Source organism: Pseudomonas viridiflava, from assembly GCF_001642795.1.
In the GTDB taxonomy this organism is placed as follows: Bacteria; Pseudomonadota; Gammaproteobacteria; order Pseudomonadales; family Pseudomonadaceae; genus Aquipseudomonas; species Aquipseudomonas viridiflava.
Genome location: NZ_LKEH01000047.1, coordinates 126,423 through 142,282, shown reverse-complemented (window position 1 = coordinate 142,282; position 15,860 = coordinate 126,423). Strand labels below are relative to the sequence as shown.

Annotated in this window: 16 protein-coding genes and 1 tRNA gene; 5 read left to right on the top strand and 12 right to left on the bottom strand. The window is 55.5% G+C overall.

What is annotated here, in order from left to right; genetic code table 11:
- The first annotated feature begins 167 nt into the window (after positions 1 to 167).
- Positions 168 to 2,438: a catalase/peroxidase HPI gene (gene katG, locus AO065_RS23660; protein ID WP_004879176.1), complete on the top strand. Its 2,271-nt coding sequence runs from the start codon at positions 168 to 170 to the stop codon at positions 2,436 to 2,438.
- Between the two features lie 52 nt (positions 2,439 to 2,490).
- The gene (locus AO065_RS26835) at positions 2,491 to 2,850 is read left to right on the top strand and encodes a putative ATP-dependent zinc protease (RefSeq protein WP_268873405.1); all 360 of its coding nucleotides are present in this window, start codon (positions 2,491 to 2,493) and stop codon (positions 2,848 to 2,850) included.
- 189 nt (positions 2,851 to 3,039) lie between these two features.
- Here the strand turns inward: AO065_RS26835 and AO065_RS23655 are convergent, their stop codons facing one another.
- From AO065_RS23655 to AO065_RS23640, 4 genes are all read right to left on the bottom strand, one after another.
- On the bottom strand, positions 3,040 to 4,269 hold the full coding sequence (locus tag AO065_RS23655; RefSeq protein WP_004879175.1) for an alginate lyase family protein: 1,230 nt from the start codon (positions 4,267 to 4,269) through the stop codon (positions 3,040 to 3,042).
- A gap of 43 nt (positions 4,270 to 4,312) precedes the next feature.
- Complete coding sequence (locus AO065_RS23650; protein WP_032650186.1) at positions 4,313 to 4,744, bottom strand: MarR family winged helix-turn-helix transcriptional regulator; 432 nt, start codon at positions 4,742 to 4,744, stop codon at positions 4,313 to 4,315.
- A 97-nt stretch (positions 4,745 to 4,841) separates the two neighbouring features.
- The gene (surE, locus tag AO065_RS23645; RefSeq protein ID WP_032650183.1) at positions 4,842 to 5,621 is read right to left on the bottom strand and encodes a 5'/3'-nucleotidase SurE; all 780 of its coding nucleotides are present in this window, start codon (positions 5,619 to 5,621) and stop codon (positions 4,842 to 4,844) included.
- Positions 5,622 to 6,314: 693 nt separating this feature from the next.
- Positions 6,315 to 6,851, bottom strand: a complete 537-nt coding sequence (locus AO065_RS23640; RefSeq protein ID WP_004879168.1) for a helix-turn-helix domain-containing protein — start codon at positions 6,849 to 6,851, stop codon at positions 6,315 to 6,317.
- Positions 6,852 to 6,983: 132 nt separating this feature from the next.
- On the opposite strand from AO065_RS23640, the gene AO065_RS23635 reads away from it, so the two are divergent.
- The 3 genes from AO065_RS23635 to AO065_RS23625 all read left to right on the top strand — a co-directional run bounded on the left by AO065_RS23635 (position 6,984) and on the right by AO065_RS23625 (position 9,542).
- Positions 6,984 to 7,760 carry an aldolase gene (locus tag AO065_RS23635; RefSeq protein WP_004879166.1) on the top strand — a complete coding sequence of 259 codons (777 nt, stop codon included), beginning with the start codon at positions 6,984 to 6,986 and terminating at the stop codon, positions 7,758 to 7,760.
- A 43-nt stretch (positions 7,761 to 7,803) separates the two neighbouring features.
- Positions 7,804 to 8,694, top strand: a complete 891-nt coding sequence (locus AO065_RS23630) for a dihydrodipicolinate synthase family protein (protein WP_004879165.1) — start codon at positions 7,804 to 7,806, stop codon at positions 8,692 to 8,694.
- A 119-nt stretch (positions 8,695 to 8,813) separates the two neighbouring features.
- Positions 8,814 to 9,542, top strand: a complete 729-nt coding sequence (locus AO065_RS23625; RefSeq protein WP_004879163.1) for a type 1 glutamine amidotransferase — start codon at positions 8,814 to 8,816, stop codon at positions 9,540 to 9,542.
- 454 nt (positions 9,543 to 9,996) lie between these two features.
- Here the strand turns inward: AO065_RS23625 and AO065_RS23620 are convergent.
- From AO065_RS23620 to tolR, 8 genes are all read right to left on the bottom strand, one after another.
- Positions 9,997 to 10,070, bottom strand: a tRNA-Lys gene (locus AO065_RS23620).
- A gap of 63 nt (positions 10,071 to 10,133) precedes the next feature.
- Positions 10,134 to 10,808: a 7-cyano-7-deazaguanine synthase QueC gene (queC, locus tag AO065_RS23615; RefSeq protein ID WP_004879161.1), complete on the bottom strand. Its 675-nt coding sequence runs from the start codon at positions 10,806 to 10,808 to the stop codon at positions 10,134 to 10,136.
- Between the two features lie 16 nt (positions 10,809 to 10,824).
- A complete protein-coding gene (gene queE / locus AO065_RS23610; RefSeq protein WP_004879159.1) occupies positions 10,825 to 11,472 on the bottom strand; it encodes a 7-carboxy-7-deazaguanine synthase QueE in 648 nt (215 codons plus the stop codon).
- A 173-nt stretch (positions 11,473 to 11,645) separates the two neighbouring features.
- Positions 11,646 to 12,461, bottom strand: a complete 816-nt coding sequence (ybgF, locus tag AO065_RS23605) for a tol-pal system protein YbgF (protein WP_054998489.1) — start codon at positions 12,459 to 12,461, stop codon at positions 11,646 to 11,648.
- 6 nt (positions 12,462 to 12,467) lie between these two features.
- Positions 12,468 to 12,965, bottom strand: a complete 498-nt coding sequence (gene pal, locus AO065_RS23600) for a peptidoglycan-associated lipoprotein Pal (RefSeq protein WP_004879156.1) — start codon at positions 12,963 to 12,965, stop codon at positions 12,468 to 12,470.
- A 52-nt stretch (positions 12,966 to 13,017) separates the two neighbouring features.
- Positions 13,018 to 14,319: a Tol-Pal system beta propeller repeat protein TolB gene (gene tolB, locus AO065_RS23595; protein ID WP_004879154.1), complete on the bottom strand. Its 1,302-nt coding sequence runs from the start codon at positions 14,317 to 14,319 to the stop codon at positions 13,018 to 13,020.
- Positions 14,316 to 15,386, bottom strand: coding sequence for a cell envelope integrity protein TolA (tolA, locus tag AO065_RS23590; RefSeq protein WP_004879153.1), 1,071 nt, complete (start codon positions 15,384 to 15,386; stop codon positions 14,316 to 14,318). Before tolA ends, tolB begins: the two co-directional genes overlap by 4 nt.
- On the bottom strand, positions 15,386 to 15,850 hold the full coding sequence (gene tolR / locus AO065_RS23585; protein ID WP_002554654.1) for a protein TolR: 465 nt from the start codon (positions 15,848 to 15,850) through the stop codon (positions 15,386 to 15,388). Before tolR ends, tolA begins: the two co-directional genes overlap by 1 nt.
- Positions 15,851 to 15,860: the final 10 nt, after the last annotated feature.

Here is a 15,860-nt window from a genome sequence, read left to right as displayed (position 1 = left end):
TGTCTCGCAGCAATCTGTTCACTGCAACGCACCGTATCCGTGGAGCTGGCCTGATCATTGATCGAGCGGCTGGCATGAACGCAGCGCCAATGAGTTCCATCCCTACTGTCTGAAGTCCCGCGAGTGGACCGGATGGCCGCACGCATTGACAAAAAGGTGTACCAAGCATGTCAACTGAATCGAAATGCCCCTTCAACCACGCTGCTGGCGGCGGCACCACCAACCGTGACTGGTGGCCCAAGCAGCTGAACCTGAAGATCCTGCATCAGCATTCCGCCCTCTCCGACCCGATGGGCGAGAGTTTCGACTATGCCAAAGAATTCAAAAGCCTCGACTTCGAAGCGGTCAAACAGGACCTGCGCGCGGTCATGACCCAGTCTCAGGACTGGTGGCCAGCAGACTTCGGCCATTACGGCCCGCTGTTCATTCGCATGGCCTGGCACAGCGCCGGGACTTATCGCACAGGTGATGGCCGTGGTGGTGCGGGTGCGGGTCAGCAACGCTTTGCGCCGCTCAACAGCTGGCCTGACAACGTCAGCCTGGACAAGGCGCGTCGCCTGATCTGGCCGGTCAAGCAAAAGTACGGCCGCAAGATTTCCTGGGCTGACCTGATCGTGCTGACCGGTAACGTCGCGCTGGAGTCGATGGGCTTCAAGACGTTCGGTTTCTCCGGCGGTCGCCCAGATGTATGGGAACCGGAAGAAGATGTGTACTGGGGCTCCGAAACCACCTGGCTGGGTGGTGAAGAGCGCTACGGCGCGCAGAAGAAAATGCAGCAGCCGGGCGACGGCACGTTGGTGGCCGAGCCGGAGAATCACGCTAACGAAGAAAGCCGCACCGATAAAGGCGAGCGAAATCTGGAAAACCCGCTTGCTGCGGTGCAGATGGGCTTGATCTACGTCAACCCGGAAGGCCCTGAAGGCGTTCCTGATCCGGTTGCGTCGGCGAAGGATATCCGTGAAACCTTCGGTCGCATGGCGATGAATGATGAAGAGACCGTGGCCCTGATCGCGGGCGGTCACGCCTTCGGCAAGACCCACGGTGCAGGCCCGGCTGACAACGTCGGTCCGGAGCCGGAAGCCGCAGGCCTTGAAGCGCAGGGCTTCGGCTGGAGCAACAAATTCGGCACAGGCAAAGGTGGCGACACCATTACCAGCGGCCTGGAAGTGACCTGGACATCGACGCCCACCAAGTGGAGCAACGAGTACCTCGAAAACCTGTTTGGCTTCGAATGGGAACTGACCAAAAGCCCGGCCGGCGCGCATCAATGGACGCCGAAGAACGGCGCAGGCGCTGGCAAGATTCCGGACGCCCACGACCCGGCCAAGCGTCATGCGCCCAGCATGCTGACGTCTGACCTGGCGCTGCGCTTCGACCCGGCCTACGAGCAGATCTCCCGCCGTTTTCTGGCCAACCCCGATCAACTGGCCGATGCGTTTGCCCGCGCCTGGTTCAAACTGACTCACCGCGACATGGGCCCGCTGGCCCGCTACCTCGGCCCGGAAATGCCGACCGAAGAATTGCTGTGGCAGGACCCGATTCCGAACGTTGATCACGCGCTGATAGACGATCAGGACGTTGCTGCTCTCAAGGCCAAGATTCTTGCTTCGGGCCTTTCGGTGCCTCAACTGGTTTCGACTGCATGGGCAGCAGCCTCTACCTTCCGTGGTTCGGACAAACGCGGCGGTGCCAATGGCGGTCGTCTGCGTCTCGCTCCGCAGAAGGATTGGGCGGTGAACCAGCCTGAGCATCTGGCGGGTGTTCTGAAGACGCTTGAGGGCATTCAGAGCGAATTCAACGCCGCCCAGTCGAGCGGCAAGAAGGTTTCCCTCGCGGACCTGATCGTCCTGGCTGGCAGTGCAGGCGTCGAACAGGCTGCGAAGAACGCAGGCCAGCACGTCACGGTTCCTTTCACACCGGGCCGCGCAGATGCGTCTCAGGAGCAGACCGACGTTGAATCGTTCAGCTTCCTTGAGCCGATTGCCGATGGCTTCCGCAACTACCAGAAGGGGCACTACAAAGTCTCGGCAGAGTCGTTGCTGGTCGACAAGGCGCAACTGCTGACCCTGACCGCACCGGAGATGAGTGTGCTGCTGGGCGGCCTGCGGGTCCTGAACATCAATGTCGGTCAGAGCAAGCATGGCGTGTTCACTGACAAGCCGGGCACTCTGACCAACGACTTCTTCAAGAACCTGCTAGACATGGGCGTCGAGTGGAAAGCGACCTCGGGTGCCAACGACACCTTCGAGGCCCGTGATCGCAAGACCGGTGCCGTCAAATGGACCGGCACCCGTGTCGATCTGGTCTTCGGTTCCCACGCTCAACTGCGTGCGATTTCCGAGGTTTACGGCAGTGCGGATGCACAGGAGAAGTTTGTTAAAGACTTCGTGGCGGCGTGGACCAAGGTGATGAATCTGGATCGTTTCGATCTGGTTTGATGCAGTAAGAGCTCAGGAACGCCTCCCTAGTGGAGGCGTTTTTTTTGGCGGTATCTGGCCAGGCAAACGTCATGGTGAGCGCTGGGTCAGCTTCAAGCTTGCGATTGATGGCAGTCACACCCGCGTCATCGAAAGACCGCTGGAGGGAATAGATCAGATCAAACGCCGTGCGGATGATCGCGGCCCGTACGACAGGAGTTTGTATTCCAATCGGCCTGTCATCCTCCTGACCGTATGCATGGGTGATGCTTCACGCACTATAGAAGTCAACCTGACCGATCGAAGCGCTTTCCAGTTTCCCCTTTTGATCAACTCCGAAGCCCTGACACGCTTCGATGCGACGATCGATCCAGCTCTCAGGTATGCGATAGGAAAACCCCGCTGCGCTTCCATCGCACAGAAAGCAGAGTGAATGCATTTCCGAAGTCCCAAGAGTGTGCTGTGCGACGGCGCAGATTTTCAGCAAGTGCGGTCTAACGCGCACCAAGATACGCTATGCGAATGAGCATTTATTCAAAATTCAATACGGCTCATACAGGTCAGGACATACAGAAACCGACGACACAACCAGACCAGTGCATGCTCTGACGCACGATAAAAATCACCGCCCCAGAGAAAACATTAACGTTCCGTAACCCAATTGGTCATAGCCTCCACTGTTTGGACTGTAATCGCCGCCGCCGCCTTCAACTCTGACCTGTTTTGCAAAAGCTTCCACATTGGGAGCCTTCAAATGCCTCATCACAACATAGTGATTATAAAGCATTTCCCAGATCGGCCGCTTATCACCTCTGGATTGCTCGGATATGACTGACTGAGTTCCAATACTATTAGTATAAGGAGTAAAAGGCACCTCATAGCCAAGATTGTACTTGGCTACATATTCAGCACCTGCCAATACACGATTGTTGTCGTAGCTATACACGTCATCTCCCTGGTTCCAGGCCGTTTGGCAAAACGAACCGAGCAAGGCGATATCAAGCATCGTATGCGCCTGATCCCGACCGCTTTCCTGCACCTGACCAAGCAGAGGGCTATGGAGATGCCACACAACATGCCGGATTGACCCGTTGCCTGCACCATTCTTGAAATACTCTAAGGCCTCGTTATAGATGTCACGCCGATCAGTGAGTACGCCGATGGCTAGCATCGCATTGAGGTTCGCGAGGTCCCAGTTTGCCCAATGATGATCTACCAGTGCGTTGTCATGATGAGTCAGAAAATCGTGATTCATAGGGTAAAACCTGGTCAGCATCATCTGCTGAAAACGTCGAAAATCCGCCGGTGCCCAGCCAGAATAATCACGCAATATCTCGGCAGCATTTGCAAATTGATAACCATAAAGTCCAGACGCCAGGTAACGGTCACCCGATCCCTCAATCGATGTTAACGTGGCAGACCATTGATTCAATATTTCTACAGCGTTGGCTGCGTAGGCATCATTATGCGAAATTCGCCAACGTAGTGCTAACGCATAAGCGGCTGCGATATCATTGTACAGTATCCGGTAGTTTTCTTTATGCAGGTGGTCCAGTCCACGATAAACGATCACTTGAGGATGCGACTGCCAATTGAGTGCAGCATGACGATTATCGATCAGTTTCTGCCAGCCCGCCCGCCAGGGCTGTTCATTGCTCGCCACCTTGACTTGCACACGTTCAAAATCCTGCTTCGAATGCAGCAAACCAGGGTGGACAAACGGGTGAGTATCCACCAGCACTGCGCCACAATGAGGTGCAATGGATATCAGCAGACTAAGGTGTAAGGTTCTGGAAAATACTCGCTTGAGCCGTGTGTGGATTAATAACTTCAAGAATGCCTCCAGGCCCATGAGCTTTCGTTAAAATAAAACCCTGATACCATTTTGATGACGGTCATTTATCGAAGGTTTGGCTGTAATTGCTTAACTTCTCCATGAGCACGCCGGCAGCTTCGAGCTGATGACGTTCCTCTTCTGTAAGACAGCTCTGGACGGCATTGCTTAACCAGCGATCACGCTGGTCCCGGCTCTCTTGTAGAAGGGCCTTACCGCCCTCAGAAAGGCTGATCCTGACGCGTCGTTTGTCGTGAATGTCCGGAGTCCGCTCAATCAATTTTCGTGCGTCCAGCTCTCTGAGCAACGAGGCGAGATTTGAAGATTGCATCCTCTCGGCTTCCGCGATCTGGGTAGGCGTTGCAGCTCCAGCCATTCGATCAATCGCGCTCAGAACCAACATTTGAGACCAGCCTTCCGGATGGTTTTGTGCCTCTTGACGCAGGCGTTTGCTCAAACGTGTCAATTGCTCTCGCAATACTGAAATACTCATTGAAAGCTCCAAAGGACCGCAATGTTCTGGGCGTACAACGGGGCAAAGCGTTGCGGTCAAAAACGTATTGATCTTCTCAAGTGTTGGAAGCGATAAGCTAAACTACATTTACAGCCATCGCAGCAAGCGCGCCGAAATGCGTTCGCTCGAACTGCAAAGGGGTCGCCGTAATATGCCCGGCTGCCAGCGCAGCCGTCTCGGTATTTGTCTGCTCTTCTGTATGACGCTTTTTCAGACTCAGCCAATGGTATTCAACGCCGCGAGGGTCATGCTCTGAACTGACCTCCACATCCTGAACGTGACCAGTACCTTGGCTCGTCAATTTTAAAGGGGAAACCTCACTCAGCAGGCAATCAGGAAAGTTGACGTTCAGGCACACATCTTTTGGCCAGTTCATGTCAATCAGTTGATTAATAACGCTCGGCCCATGGGCAAGCACGACTTCCCAGGATATCGCTCTGCTTTGTGTAGCTGCCTGACTAAGGGCGATTGACGGGACATCGAATAAAAGGCCTGTCATGGCCGCTCCGACAGTTCCAGAAAAGACTGTCTGCACCCCGAGATTGGCGCCCCGATTGACGCCAGATAAAACCAAATCAGGTTGATCGTGACTTAGTAGATGCCCGAGTGCCATAGCCACACAGTCGCTTGGGGTTCCCGTCACTGCAAATCGTCTAGCTCCATGGGAACTGAGTCGCAAAGGCGTATGGAGACTCAATGAGTGCGACGTGCCGCTTTGATCAAGCAAGGGAGCCACAACCCATACCTCGTCTGCGAGCTGGCTTGCAATACGCTCAAGAACCTTCAATCCTGGAGCATCAATCCCGTCATCATTAGTGAGAAGAATACGCTCGAATCTAGAAGTGGGAACACGCATGATCTTCTCCGATAAAATCGAGGCTCATCTTGCTCACCGCGAACAACCTATATTTACATAGCTAAATTCTCATAGCCATATCTGTGAAAAAAACTTCACGCGCCTAGCGGCTCGGATTGACTCCTACGATGCGCAGGTTCCAGACAGCAGATGTGATGCGTTCGTCATTTGAGGACTTACGAAGAGGCCTCGGAGTATGCCCGTTCAGACCATAAAGAAAAGAGAGCGCTACTCCGGAAGGTGTAGGAGCACGCAGGCCAAACCTTTTACCGAAAGCGTTGAAAATGCTTTTTCAGCTTGCGCGTCATGCCCAGCCTCGCCTCGCATCAGGAAACGAACCTGCTTGGCTCGGGCGGTTGTGATAACGGTTTTATACAATTCTTCGCGTATGCGGCCCCTGATGGGTCACCAACCGAAACCACCCCGTCAATTGCCACGTGGCGCTCGGTCGCTACTACCCGAAGGTTGACCGGCTGACCCGTAACGATCCACTGCATCATGCAGCAACGTCTTCACGCTAGCGCAGCGCCTGCATCAGAATCTCATTACAGTTCAACAGGACCTGATCGACCGATGGACCGTGGTCTTTGACCCACCACCCGCATCAAATCTGGCCATACGAGGTAACCACGACAGCTGTAGAAATAGGCGAAAGCAGGATCAAATCTGATTTGCAGGCATTGTAGGGCTCGCTTATTCCGAGCTGTGCACAACTACAAGCAGCTCTGCTTGCGTCTCTGAAACCGTGCGAATGCGATGAGATTTCTGCGCATTGAAATGCAGCGCGTCTCCTTCTTCCAGAATGAGACGCTCGCTACCGAAATCGACCTCCACGCTTCCGCGATGGACATAGACAAACTCTTCCCCCAGATGCTCCTTGAAGGCCGAATGCGCAAATGATTTAGGCGGATAGACCATGAACGGCAGCAAGGCCCTCTGCCCGATGTGTTTCGCTAACGCGACGTGGGTCGCAGCCGCGCCTTTAGGAGAGGCATCACGTTGCTGACGACGAACCAGGCTATAGCCCTCAACTGGCACTGCTTCAGTGCTGAAGAGTTCTTCTGCCTGGACGTTGAGCGCCTTGGCCAACTTGAGCGCCACGGCGATCGAAGGAGAGTTCAAACCTCGCTCTACCTTTGACAAGTAGCTCTTGGTCAATCCCGTCTGGCCTGCCAGCTGCTCAAGGGTCACGCCCATCTTTTTACGCAAAATCTTCAGCTGAACCGACATGCAAAGCTGTCCCCTGGAAAAGAATGAAACATATCTTGTTTATGACACCAAGTGTCATTATTATCATTTCGTGTCCTAGGTCGTTGCAGCGACCACTGAACACGTTTAGCTCTTCGATCAGGTACCTCGACCATGACCATGCAGACATCGAAAGACCAACTCGTCAAGCTCGCCCGTGAGCAAATGCTGACCACGTTGATCGATAACACCTACACATCACGCCAGAAACTCGCTCTGGCCTGTCGAATCCTGTTCGATGGTGGTCACGACTCTGGCCTCGCCGGTCAGGTCACAGCTCGCACGGGCGAGCCGGGTACTTATTATACGCAACAGCTAGGGCTGGGATTCGATGAGATCTCAGCATCCAACCTCCTCATCGTTGATGAGGACCTTACCGTATTGACCGGTAACGGAATGGCCAACCCGGCCAATCGTTTTCATAGTTGGCTGTACCGAGCACGCCCAGATGTGAGTTGCATCATCCACACCCATCCGCTGAACAGCGCAACCTTGTCGATGCTGGAGATACCGCTTGAAATCTCACACATGGACCTTTGCCCGCTTTTCGACGATTGCGCGTTCTTAATGGAATGGCCGGGGGTCCCGGTCGGAAACGAGGAGGGCGAAATCATCTCCAGGGCAATTGGAGACAAGCGAGCGATCCTGCTTTCTCACCATGGCCTGCTGGTCGCTGGAAGCTCAATCGAAGAGGCCTGTGTGCTGGCTCTGCTGTTCGAGCGCGCTGCCAGGATGCAGTTACTAGCCATGAGCGCAGGTGAAATCCGTCCAATTCCGGAGGCACTGGGCAGAGAGGCCCATGACTGGATCTCCACACCAAAACGTCATGGCGCTGCGTTTAGCTACTACGCACGCCGTGCATTGCGTGCCCACGCTGACTGCTTGGGCTAATTGAAGCTGCACTCATTCTCAGAAAATTGTACGGGGCTTATTTATGTCTGCACCTCAAGTTCGCGGCGTCATCGGCTACACCATCACTCCATTCGGTGCTGATGGTTCAGTTGATCTGGATGCGTTGGGCAAGTCCATCGAACGCCTCATTCAGTCCGGAGTGCACGCAATCGCTCCTTTGGGCAGCACAGGGGAAGGAGCCTACCTGTCCGACAGCGAGTGGGAATCGGTCGTACGTTACAGCCAGGAAAAGATCAGCGGGCGCGTACCGACTGTCGTCAGCGTTTCGGACCTAACCACTTCGCGCACCGTGCAGCGCGCCAAGTTGGCCGAATCCTGTGGCGCCACAGCAGTGATGGTACTGCCGGTCTCCTACTGGAAGCTGACCGAGACCGAGATCGTCGATCACTATAAAGCCGTCGGTGCAGCTATCAACATCCCGATCATGCTTTACAACAACCCAGGCACCAGCGGAACCGACCTTGCCGTTGACCTGATCCTACGCATCCTGAGTGAAGTCATAAACGTCACGATGGTCAAGGAAAGTACCGGCGACATTCAGCGCATGCACCGTTTGTACAAAGCAACTGGTGGCCGGATCGCTTTCTTCAACGGTTGCAATCCGCTCACCCTTGAAGCGCTTATCGCTGGCGCAACTGGCTGGTGCACCGCCGCACCAAACCTCATCCCAGAGCTGAATCTCGCTCTTTGGAATGCTGTTCAGAATGAAAACTTGCTGGAAGCACGAGCGCTGTTTTATCGCCAGTACGAATTGTTGGAGTACATCACTCGTCGCGGCCTGCCCACAACAATCAAGGCCGGTCTGAAGATGCTGGGGTTGGATGTCGGCGCGCCGCGCCTGCCTTTGCAGCCCCTGGACGCTAAAGACACCATTTACCTCAAAGGTCTACTGGACGAGCTTTCTTCGGAATAATGGTTTGGCTGGAGTGCCCGACAGCACCTCGCTGCCAGACATGCCCCATCACCCATTACGCATTCGAACACCCGCTACCTCCCCTTTCGCCTTTGCTGGGCCACCATGAGATATCTGCCATGAGAGTACATTTCATCGTCCACGAATCATTCGAAGCGCCTGGAGCATATGAAACCTGGGTCCGCGAGCGAGGCTACAAAATCAGCTACTCCCGCGTCTACGCCAACGAGGTTCTGCCGAGTAATGCGGACAATATCGATCTTCTGGTAGTGCTGGGTGGGCCGCAAGCCCCCGCAACCACCGTTGAGCAGTGCCCTCACTTTGATGCCGTCGCTGAATGCCGCTTGATCCGCCAGGCAATCGTTGCCAGAAAAGCGGTCGTGGGCATCTGCCTCGGCTCCCAACTAATCGGAGAGGCACTGGGTGCACAGTTTGGGCACAGTCCAGAAAAGGAAATCGGAAAGTACCCGATTAGTCTGACTGCCGATGGTAAAGCCAACAGCAAAGTCGCCCATTTTGGCGACGTGCTCGAGGTCGGCCATTGGCACAACGATATGCCGGGCCTTACCGCCGACGCAAAAATTCTCGCTGTAAGTGAAGGTTGCCCTCGACAGATCGTCGAGTACGGCACATTGGTTTATGGATTCCAATGTCACATGGAATTTACCAGCGAAGTCGTAGAGCTTCTGATAGCAGCCTCGGAGCCTGAACTGAACACTCTCTCCGACCGGCGCTTTGTCCAGCAGTCCGCAGCGCTGCGCGCTAACAACTGGAATGAGATGAATCAAAAGCTGTTCACCTTTCTGGATAAGCTCGTCACCGAGTACCGAGCAACTAACGTCCTATGACCATAACCCTCGGTTAAGCGATATCCGCAAAAATGAGTCATCAGGTCATGAAGGACGACCGACCTCGCCATGGCGTCAGAACATGCCCAATGCCATCATCGTTTCCAGTCGACCCAGCAGACATTCGACCTCAGCAAACCCCTGCAATCGCCGATAACAGCCACGTGCTGCAACAGGGTGAACAAAACGCGTGGCGCTGGGTAACCTTGAGCAGGCACTCCGCCCCGCAATTGGACATTACTGCTTTCCGGCGCTACGTTTCGCGACAGATGGCTGCTTGTCCGGGCGCATAACGCTCGATCGGTACTACTGCCTTCAGCTTCGAAAGACTTGCCAACTGCTTTAGAGATCGTCGCTTCACTCATGACAGAAGCTCAATCAGCTCTCCGACCTGACAATCTGCAACGCAAAAAAAAATCTGGAAATCCGCATTTTCATGGGCCTTCCAGATTTTCGNGGTCGTGTGGGATTCGAACCTACGACCAATTGGTTAAAAGCCAACTGCTCTACCAACTGAGCTAACGACCCTCTGTTGTGTGGCGCGTATCTTACTGATTTTTATGAGTAATACAACACCTATTTTAAAAAAACTTAAAAATAACGCGTCGGGTCTGCTACGCCAGCAGCGGCGAAGCCTTCTGCACGCAGGCGGCAGCTATCGCATTTGCCGCACGCACGGCCCTGATCGTCGGCCTGGTAGCAGGAAACCGTCAGCGCGTAATCGACGCCCAGTACAGTGCCTGCCTTGACGATGTCAGACTTGCTCAGGTTCTGCAGCGGTGCGCGGATGGTGAAGCCCTGCCCTTCCACACCGGCCTTGGTCGCCAGATTCGCCATGCGCTCAAAGGACTCGACGAACTCGGGACGGCAATCCGGGTAGCCCGAATAATCCACAGCGTTCACGCCGATGAAGATGTCGCGTGCGCCCAGCACTTCTGCCCAGCCCAGGGCCAACGATAGGAAGACAGTGTTGCGGGCCGGCACGTACGTTACCGGAATGCCCTCTGAGGGCGTCTCAGGGACTGCAATGGAGCTGTCGGTCAACGCCGAGCCGCCAATGCCATTGAGATTCAAGCCGATCACCTTGTGCTCGATCGCACCGAGGTCGCGAGCTACCTGCGCGGCTGCGTCGAGCTCGGCGCGATGACGCTGACCGTAGTCGAAACTCATGGTGTAGCAGGCGTAGCCTTCAGCACGGGCCATGGCGACGACAGTTGCGGAGTCGAGGCCACCGGACAGCAGGATTACGGCTCTTTTCTCGGTCATGTTCAATTCACTCATCTCAGCGCCCCGGCTCGTCGTCCCAAAGAAATTTATGCAGCTGCATCTGCAAGCGTACAGGCAGGTTGTCCGCCACTATCCAGTCGGCCAGATCACGGCCTTTCAGCTCATGATGACTGGCAGAGAACAGAACCTCGCCAGCCCGGCGATCAAGCCCGTACTGAATGAGCTTGGAAACCGCCCAGTCGTAATCCTCCCGCGAACAGATCACGAATTTGACCTGATCGTTGGGCGTGAGCAGCTCCATGTTTTCGTAGCGGTTGCGCGTGACCTCTTTCGACCCAGGGGTCTTGAGGTCAACGACTCGACTGACCCGGGGGTCGACCGCCGAGATATCCAGCGCGCCGCTGGTTTCCAGCGACACTTCATAGCCCTCGTCACAGAGGCGCTTGAGCAATGGAATCGCATTGGGCTGGGCCAGTGGCTCGCCGCCGGTTACGCACACGTAACGAGGACGATAGGCCGCGACCTGACCCATGATGTCGTCGAGCGTATGGATGGTGCCGCCAGTAAATGCGTAGGCGCTGTCACAGTACTGGCAGCGCAAGGGGCAGCCAGTGAGGCGTACAAATACGGTGGGTAGCCCAGCCGTACGGGTTTCACCCTGTAACGAGTGAAATATTTCGGTGATGCGTAATGTGTCTTGCATATCAGCCACGGGCGTAACAGCTAAACAGGCCGTCCGCCTCCGTCAGGCACTTCAAGGAACCCTGCACTCGCAGAATCCAGAGAAGCGTAATGGGTGTACCGGAATTTCGGGTGCGAGATTCTAACGAAAAAAGCCGCGACGAGCGCGGCTTTCTTGATTTGCGAGTCAGGACATCACAGTCGCTGAAGGTCTCGCTGCGCCAACTGGGCGGCAGATGTACCCGGATACTGGGCAACAACCTGCTGCAGAATGCCTTTGACCTTGTCATTGTGACCCAGGCGGCGTTCTACATCGGCCAGCTTGTACAGCGAATCAGGCACCTTGGCGTGCTTCGGATATTGCTGACTCACCTTGGCGAATGCCTGACCTGCGCCTTGAAGGTCGCCTTTGGCCAGATTCACCTCGCCCAGCCAGTATTGGGCATTGCCCGCATACGAACTGTTCGGATACTTGCGCAGGAATGCTGTGAAGGCCTGACTGGCCTTGTCGAAATCCTTTGCCTTGATCAAATCGAAGGCTGCTTCGTAATAAAGCTTTTCCTTCGCCGGGTCAGGAGGCTCTGTGCCTGCTGCCGGTGCCTGAGCGGCTTGAGCCGACGGCGTCCCACTGGCATCTACAGCGCCACCAGAAGGTTGAGAATTATTGGTAGCCGGAGCGGCTGCGCCACTGGCTATACGCTGATCGAGTTCCTGATAACGCTCCAGAGCTTCCTGCTTCATGCGCTGGATATCGTTCTGCTGAACCTCGACAAGCCCGCGCAAACGCGCGATTTCTTCCTGCATTTGCTGCAACTGCATGAACAGCTGACCTTGTGCCGAGGGAGGAGGTGTTACCCCTCCCCCGGCATAGGCGCCGGACGTGCCATAACCCGCTGGCGGATAACTGCTGCTGCCAGAGCCAGAATTGTTATCGACCACAGGAGCCGCACCCAACGCTGAAAGCGGAAGGGCGAGGGCCAAAACGGTTAGAGCACGTCGGCACGTTCGCATGTCAAATTACTTACGCAGTTCGACGCGACGGTTCTGAGCCCACGACTGCTCGTCGTTGCCGGTAGCAACTGGACGCTCTTCGCCGTAGGAAACCAGTTCCAGCTGAGCTGGGGAAACACCTTGCAGTACCAGGTAGCGCTGAACGGCTTTCGCACGACGCTCGCCCAGTGCCATGTTGTACTCACGAGTACCACGTTCGTCGGTGTTGCCTTCCAGAACAACGCGAGCGCCGTTTGCTTTCAGGTCTTTAGCGTGCACGTCCAGGGAGCGCATGGCTTCTGGCTTCAGGTCCGAACTGTCGTATTCGAAGTAGAAGGTGGTGATTGCGCGCAGAGCAGCTTCTTCGCTCAGGGAACCGTCAACAGCACCAGTGTTGGCGCCGTAACCAGCGTTAGGGTCGACAGCGCCAGCACCGGCATTGTCGCCGCCTTTGGACGAGCAACCTACAGCTACAGCCATGGCCAGAGCCAGCGCAGCAAACTTACCAAACTTCAGCATTTCCATCTTGAAACTCCTAATGAACCCCAGTGTGTTAAGCAAATCGTGTAGCGCCGCGTCAGTTCAGGTAAGGGGACCAGGAAGGTTCTCTGACTTCGCCTTGAGCGGTAGGAAGCGGGAGCCTTACGCGTCCGTTAATGGACACGAGCATCAAGACTCCCCGGCCCTGCTGGCGGGTGGCGTAGATTACCATGGTGCCGTTGGGCGCAACAGTAGGCGACTCATCAAGGTTGCTATCTGTGAGGATTTTTACGCTTCCGCGGGCCAAATCCTGCACTGCAACCTTGAAATTAGTGAAGCCGTCCTGCCTGTGAATCATCACCAGCGTCTTTTCATCGGCTGACAATTTCGGATTGGCGTTGTAGTTACCCACGAACGTAACACGTTCGGCACCACCGCCATTGATATTGGTTTTATAGATTTGCGGCTTTCCACCACGGTCCGACGTGAAGTAGATCGTCGAGCCATCCTTGCCGAAGAACGGTTCGGTGTCGATGGAAGAGTCATTGGTCACACGGCTCAACTGACGCGAAGCCAGGTTGATCACGTAGATTTCCGGGTTGCCGTCCTTGGACAGCACGAATGCCAGCTTGGTGCCATCCGGCGACCACGCAGGCGCGCCGTTCAGGCCTTCGAAGTTGGTGATCTGCTCACGACGACCGGTATCGATGTGTTGAACGAAGATGCGCGGACGCTTCTGTTCGAACGACACATAGGCAATACGCTTGCCGTCCGGCGCAAAGCGCGGCGACAGGATCGGCTCACGGGATTGCAACAGCGTTACCGCACGCGCACCGTCGTAGTCCGAACGTTGCAGGGTGTAGCGCGTATTGTTTTCCGAGAAACGCTCTGCCGTGACATAGAGCATGCGTGTCGAGAACGCACCCTTGATGCCGACGAGCTTCTCGAACGACTGGTCTGCAATGTAGTGCGCCATGTCGCGCAGCTGGTCATTGGTGCCGGAAACGTTACCGGTCAGGACCTGTTGTTCGGTGGCCACGTTGAACAGCGCGTATTGAATCTGCAGACGACCGCCTGCAGGAACAATGTTGCCGACCATGACGTACTGGGCACCCAGTGCTTTCCAGTCACGGAAGATGACTTCGCTGGCCTGGGTCGGCAAGCTGATCATGTTCTGCTTCGGGATCGGCGAGTAGTAGCCGGAGTTGCGCAGGTCATTGCCGATGATCTCCGCCATGTCTTCTGGCAGTACGTTGCCGCCCTGCCAGCCAAACGGTACGACAGCGATCGGTGTGGCACGGTCACTGCCGCTGGTGACCAGAATGTTCTTTTCTTCTGCGGCCGCGACTCCGGCTGCACAGCAGAGAACGAAAAGCAGTCCTCGAAAAAGGTTGATCACAAGGCTAGATCTCCAGGTGTGAATGTCATCTTGAATGAACGATAGGGAGCGAAGTCAGCGGGCTTCAGACCCTGCATTTCTGTCAAACGCCCAATGTTTTTCACCGCAGCAACCGCAGAGCTGTCAAATGGCCCGTCACCGCTGGACTTGGCAATCGACACGGAGGCGATTGTACCGTCCGGCAGCATGCCGATCTGCAACGTTACCGACATGTTGTTACGTGCCGATGGAGGACGACTCCAGCCTTCGGATGCACGCACGCGAATCAGATCGTCGAAGCTGCCAGCGGTTTCGTCGCCACGTTCGTCTGCCAGAGCCTGTTGCCGTTCCGGTTTATCGGACAGCAGATCGGCCAGTGCCTGCGCCTTCTTGTCTTCAGCAGATTTACGGGCAGCTTCCTGCGCTTTCTTGGCGGAGTCGGCAGCGGCTTTCTTCTTCGCGTCCTCGGCAGCCTTCTTCTTGGCGTCTTCTGCGGCCTTTTTCTTGGCCTCGTCAGCAGCCTGCTTCTTGGCTTCCTCGGCAGCAGCCTTCTTGGCGTCTTCCTCGGCTTTCTTCTTCGCTTCGTCTTCGGCTTTTTTCTTGGCTATGTCGGCCAGTTGTTTCTCTTCAGCCTTCTTGGCGTCGGCAACCTTCTTGGCCTCATCAGCTTTCTTGGCGTCGTCAGCCTTTTTGGCCTCTTCCGCTTTCTGCTCGGCCTTCTTGGCTTCGTCCGCCGCCTTTTGTTCTTCCGCTTTTTGAGCGGACTCTTCTTTCTTTTGTTCCGCAGCTTTAACAGCTTCCTGCTTCAACTGCTCGATTTTCTTCTGCTCCAACTGCTCGACTTCAGTCTGTCGTGCAGCCGTCTTTTTTGCCTCGCCAGCAATTTTCTGGTTGGTCTGGGTCGTCGCCTGACTCTTGGACTTGAGCTGATAGAGCGTTGCCTGAACGATAGGCTTGGCTTCAGGCAGATCGGGCGTCATCGCAAAGCTCACAAAGAGCATGCCGAAAATCAGGATGTGCAACGCCACAGCCCAGACACTGGGCCAGAAATAGCTTTCCGAGGCTGTCGGCTCTCGAATCGGCTGCATCAGGGGGCCTCGGTAATCAAGCCAACATTCCCGACCCCGGCTTTCTGCAACCCACCCATCGTGCCCATGACCGAACCGTAATCAACGGTCTTGTCACCACGGATGAACACCTGCGTCTGCTTGCCGGCATCACGCCCGGCAGCGACGATCTTGGTGACGGCGGCAGTCAGCTGCGGCAAGGTCATTGCCTTGTCCATCTGCTTGTCGGTATCGACTTCGCTGCCAAGGTTCCAGTAATAGGTCTTGTCAGCCTTGATCGAAATGGTCAGGACCTGATTGTTGTTGTCCTGCGGCAAAGCCTCGCTGGAGACCTTGGGCAAGTCGACCTTCACGCCCTGGTTGATCATGGGAGCCGTCACCATGAAAATCACGAGCAGCACCAGCATCACGTCGATGTAGGGCACTACGTTCATTTCGGCGACCGGCTTGCGTTTTCTGCGTCGATCTCGAGCGATTAAAGCCATGGGGAATTAC

Coding starts and splice junctions, on each gene's coding strand:
- queE (WP_004879159.1), bottom strand. CDS start 11,472: ATGCAAGACACATTACGCATCACCGAAATATTTCACTCGTTACAGGGT.
- tolR (WP_002554654.1), bottom strand. CDS start 15,850: ATGGCTTTAATCGCTCGAGATCGACGCAGAAAACGCAAGCCGGTCGCC.
- AO065_RS23625 (WP_004879163.1), top strand. CDS start 8,814: ATGAGAGTACATTTCATCGTCCACGAATCATTCGAAGCGCCTGGAGCA.
- AO065_RS23655 (WP_004879175.1), bottom strand. CDS start 4,269: ATGGGCCTGGAGGCATTCTTGAAGTTATTAATCCACACACGGCTCAAG.
- katG (WP_004879176.1), top strand. CDS start 168: ATGTCAACTGAATCGAAATGCCCCTTCAACCACGCTGCTGGCGGCGGC.
- ybgF (WP_054998489.1), bottom strand. CDS start 12,461: ATGCGAACGTGCCGACGTGCTCTAACCGTTTTGGCCCTCGCCCTTCCG.
- AO065_RS23635 (WP_004879166.1), top strand. CDS start 6,984: ATGACCATGCAGACATCGAAAGACCAACTCGTCAAGCTCGCCCGTGAG.
- AO065_RS23640 (WP_004879168.1), bottom strand. CDS start 6,851: ATGTCGGTTCAGCTGAAGATTTTGCGTAAAAAGATGGGCGTGACCCTT.
- AO065_RS23650 (WP_032650186.1), bottom strand. CDS start 4,744: ATGAGTATTTCAGTATTGCGAGAGCAATTGACACGTTTGAGCAAACGC.
- queC (WP_004879161.1), bottom strand. CDS start 10,808: ATGACCGAGAAAAGAGCCGTAATCCTGCTGTCCGGTGGCCTCGACTCC.
- tolA (WP_004879153.1), bottom strand. CDS start 15,386: ATGCAGCCGATTCGAGAGCCGACAGCCTCGGAAAGCTATTTCTGGCCC.
- AO065_RS23630 (WP_004879165.1), top strand. CDS start 7,804: ATGTCTGCACCTCAAGTTCGCGGCGTCATCGGCTACACCATCACTCCA.
- surE (WP_032650183.1), bottom strand. CDS start 5,621: ATGCGTGTTCCCACTTCTAGATTCGAGCGTATTCTTCTCACTAATGAT.
- pal (WP_004879156.1), bottom strand. CDS start 12,965: ATGGAAATGCTGAAGTTTGGTAAGTTTGCTGCGCTGGCTCTGGCCATG.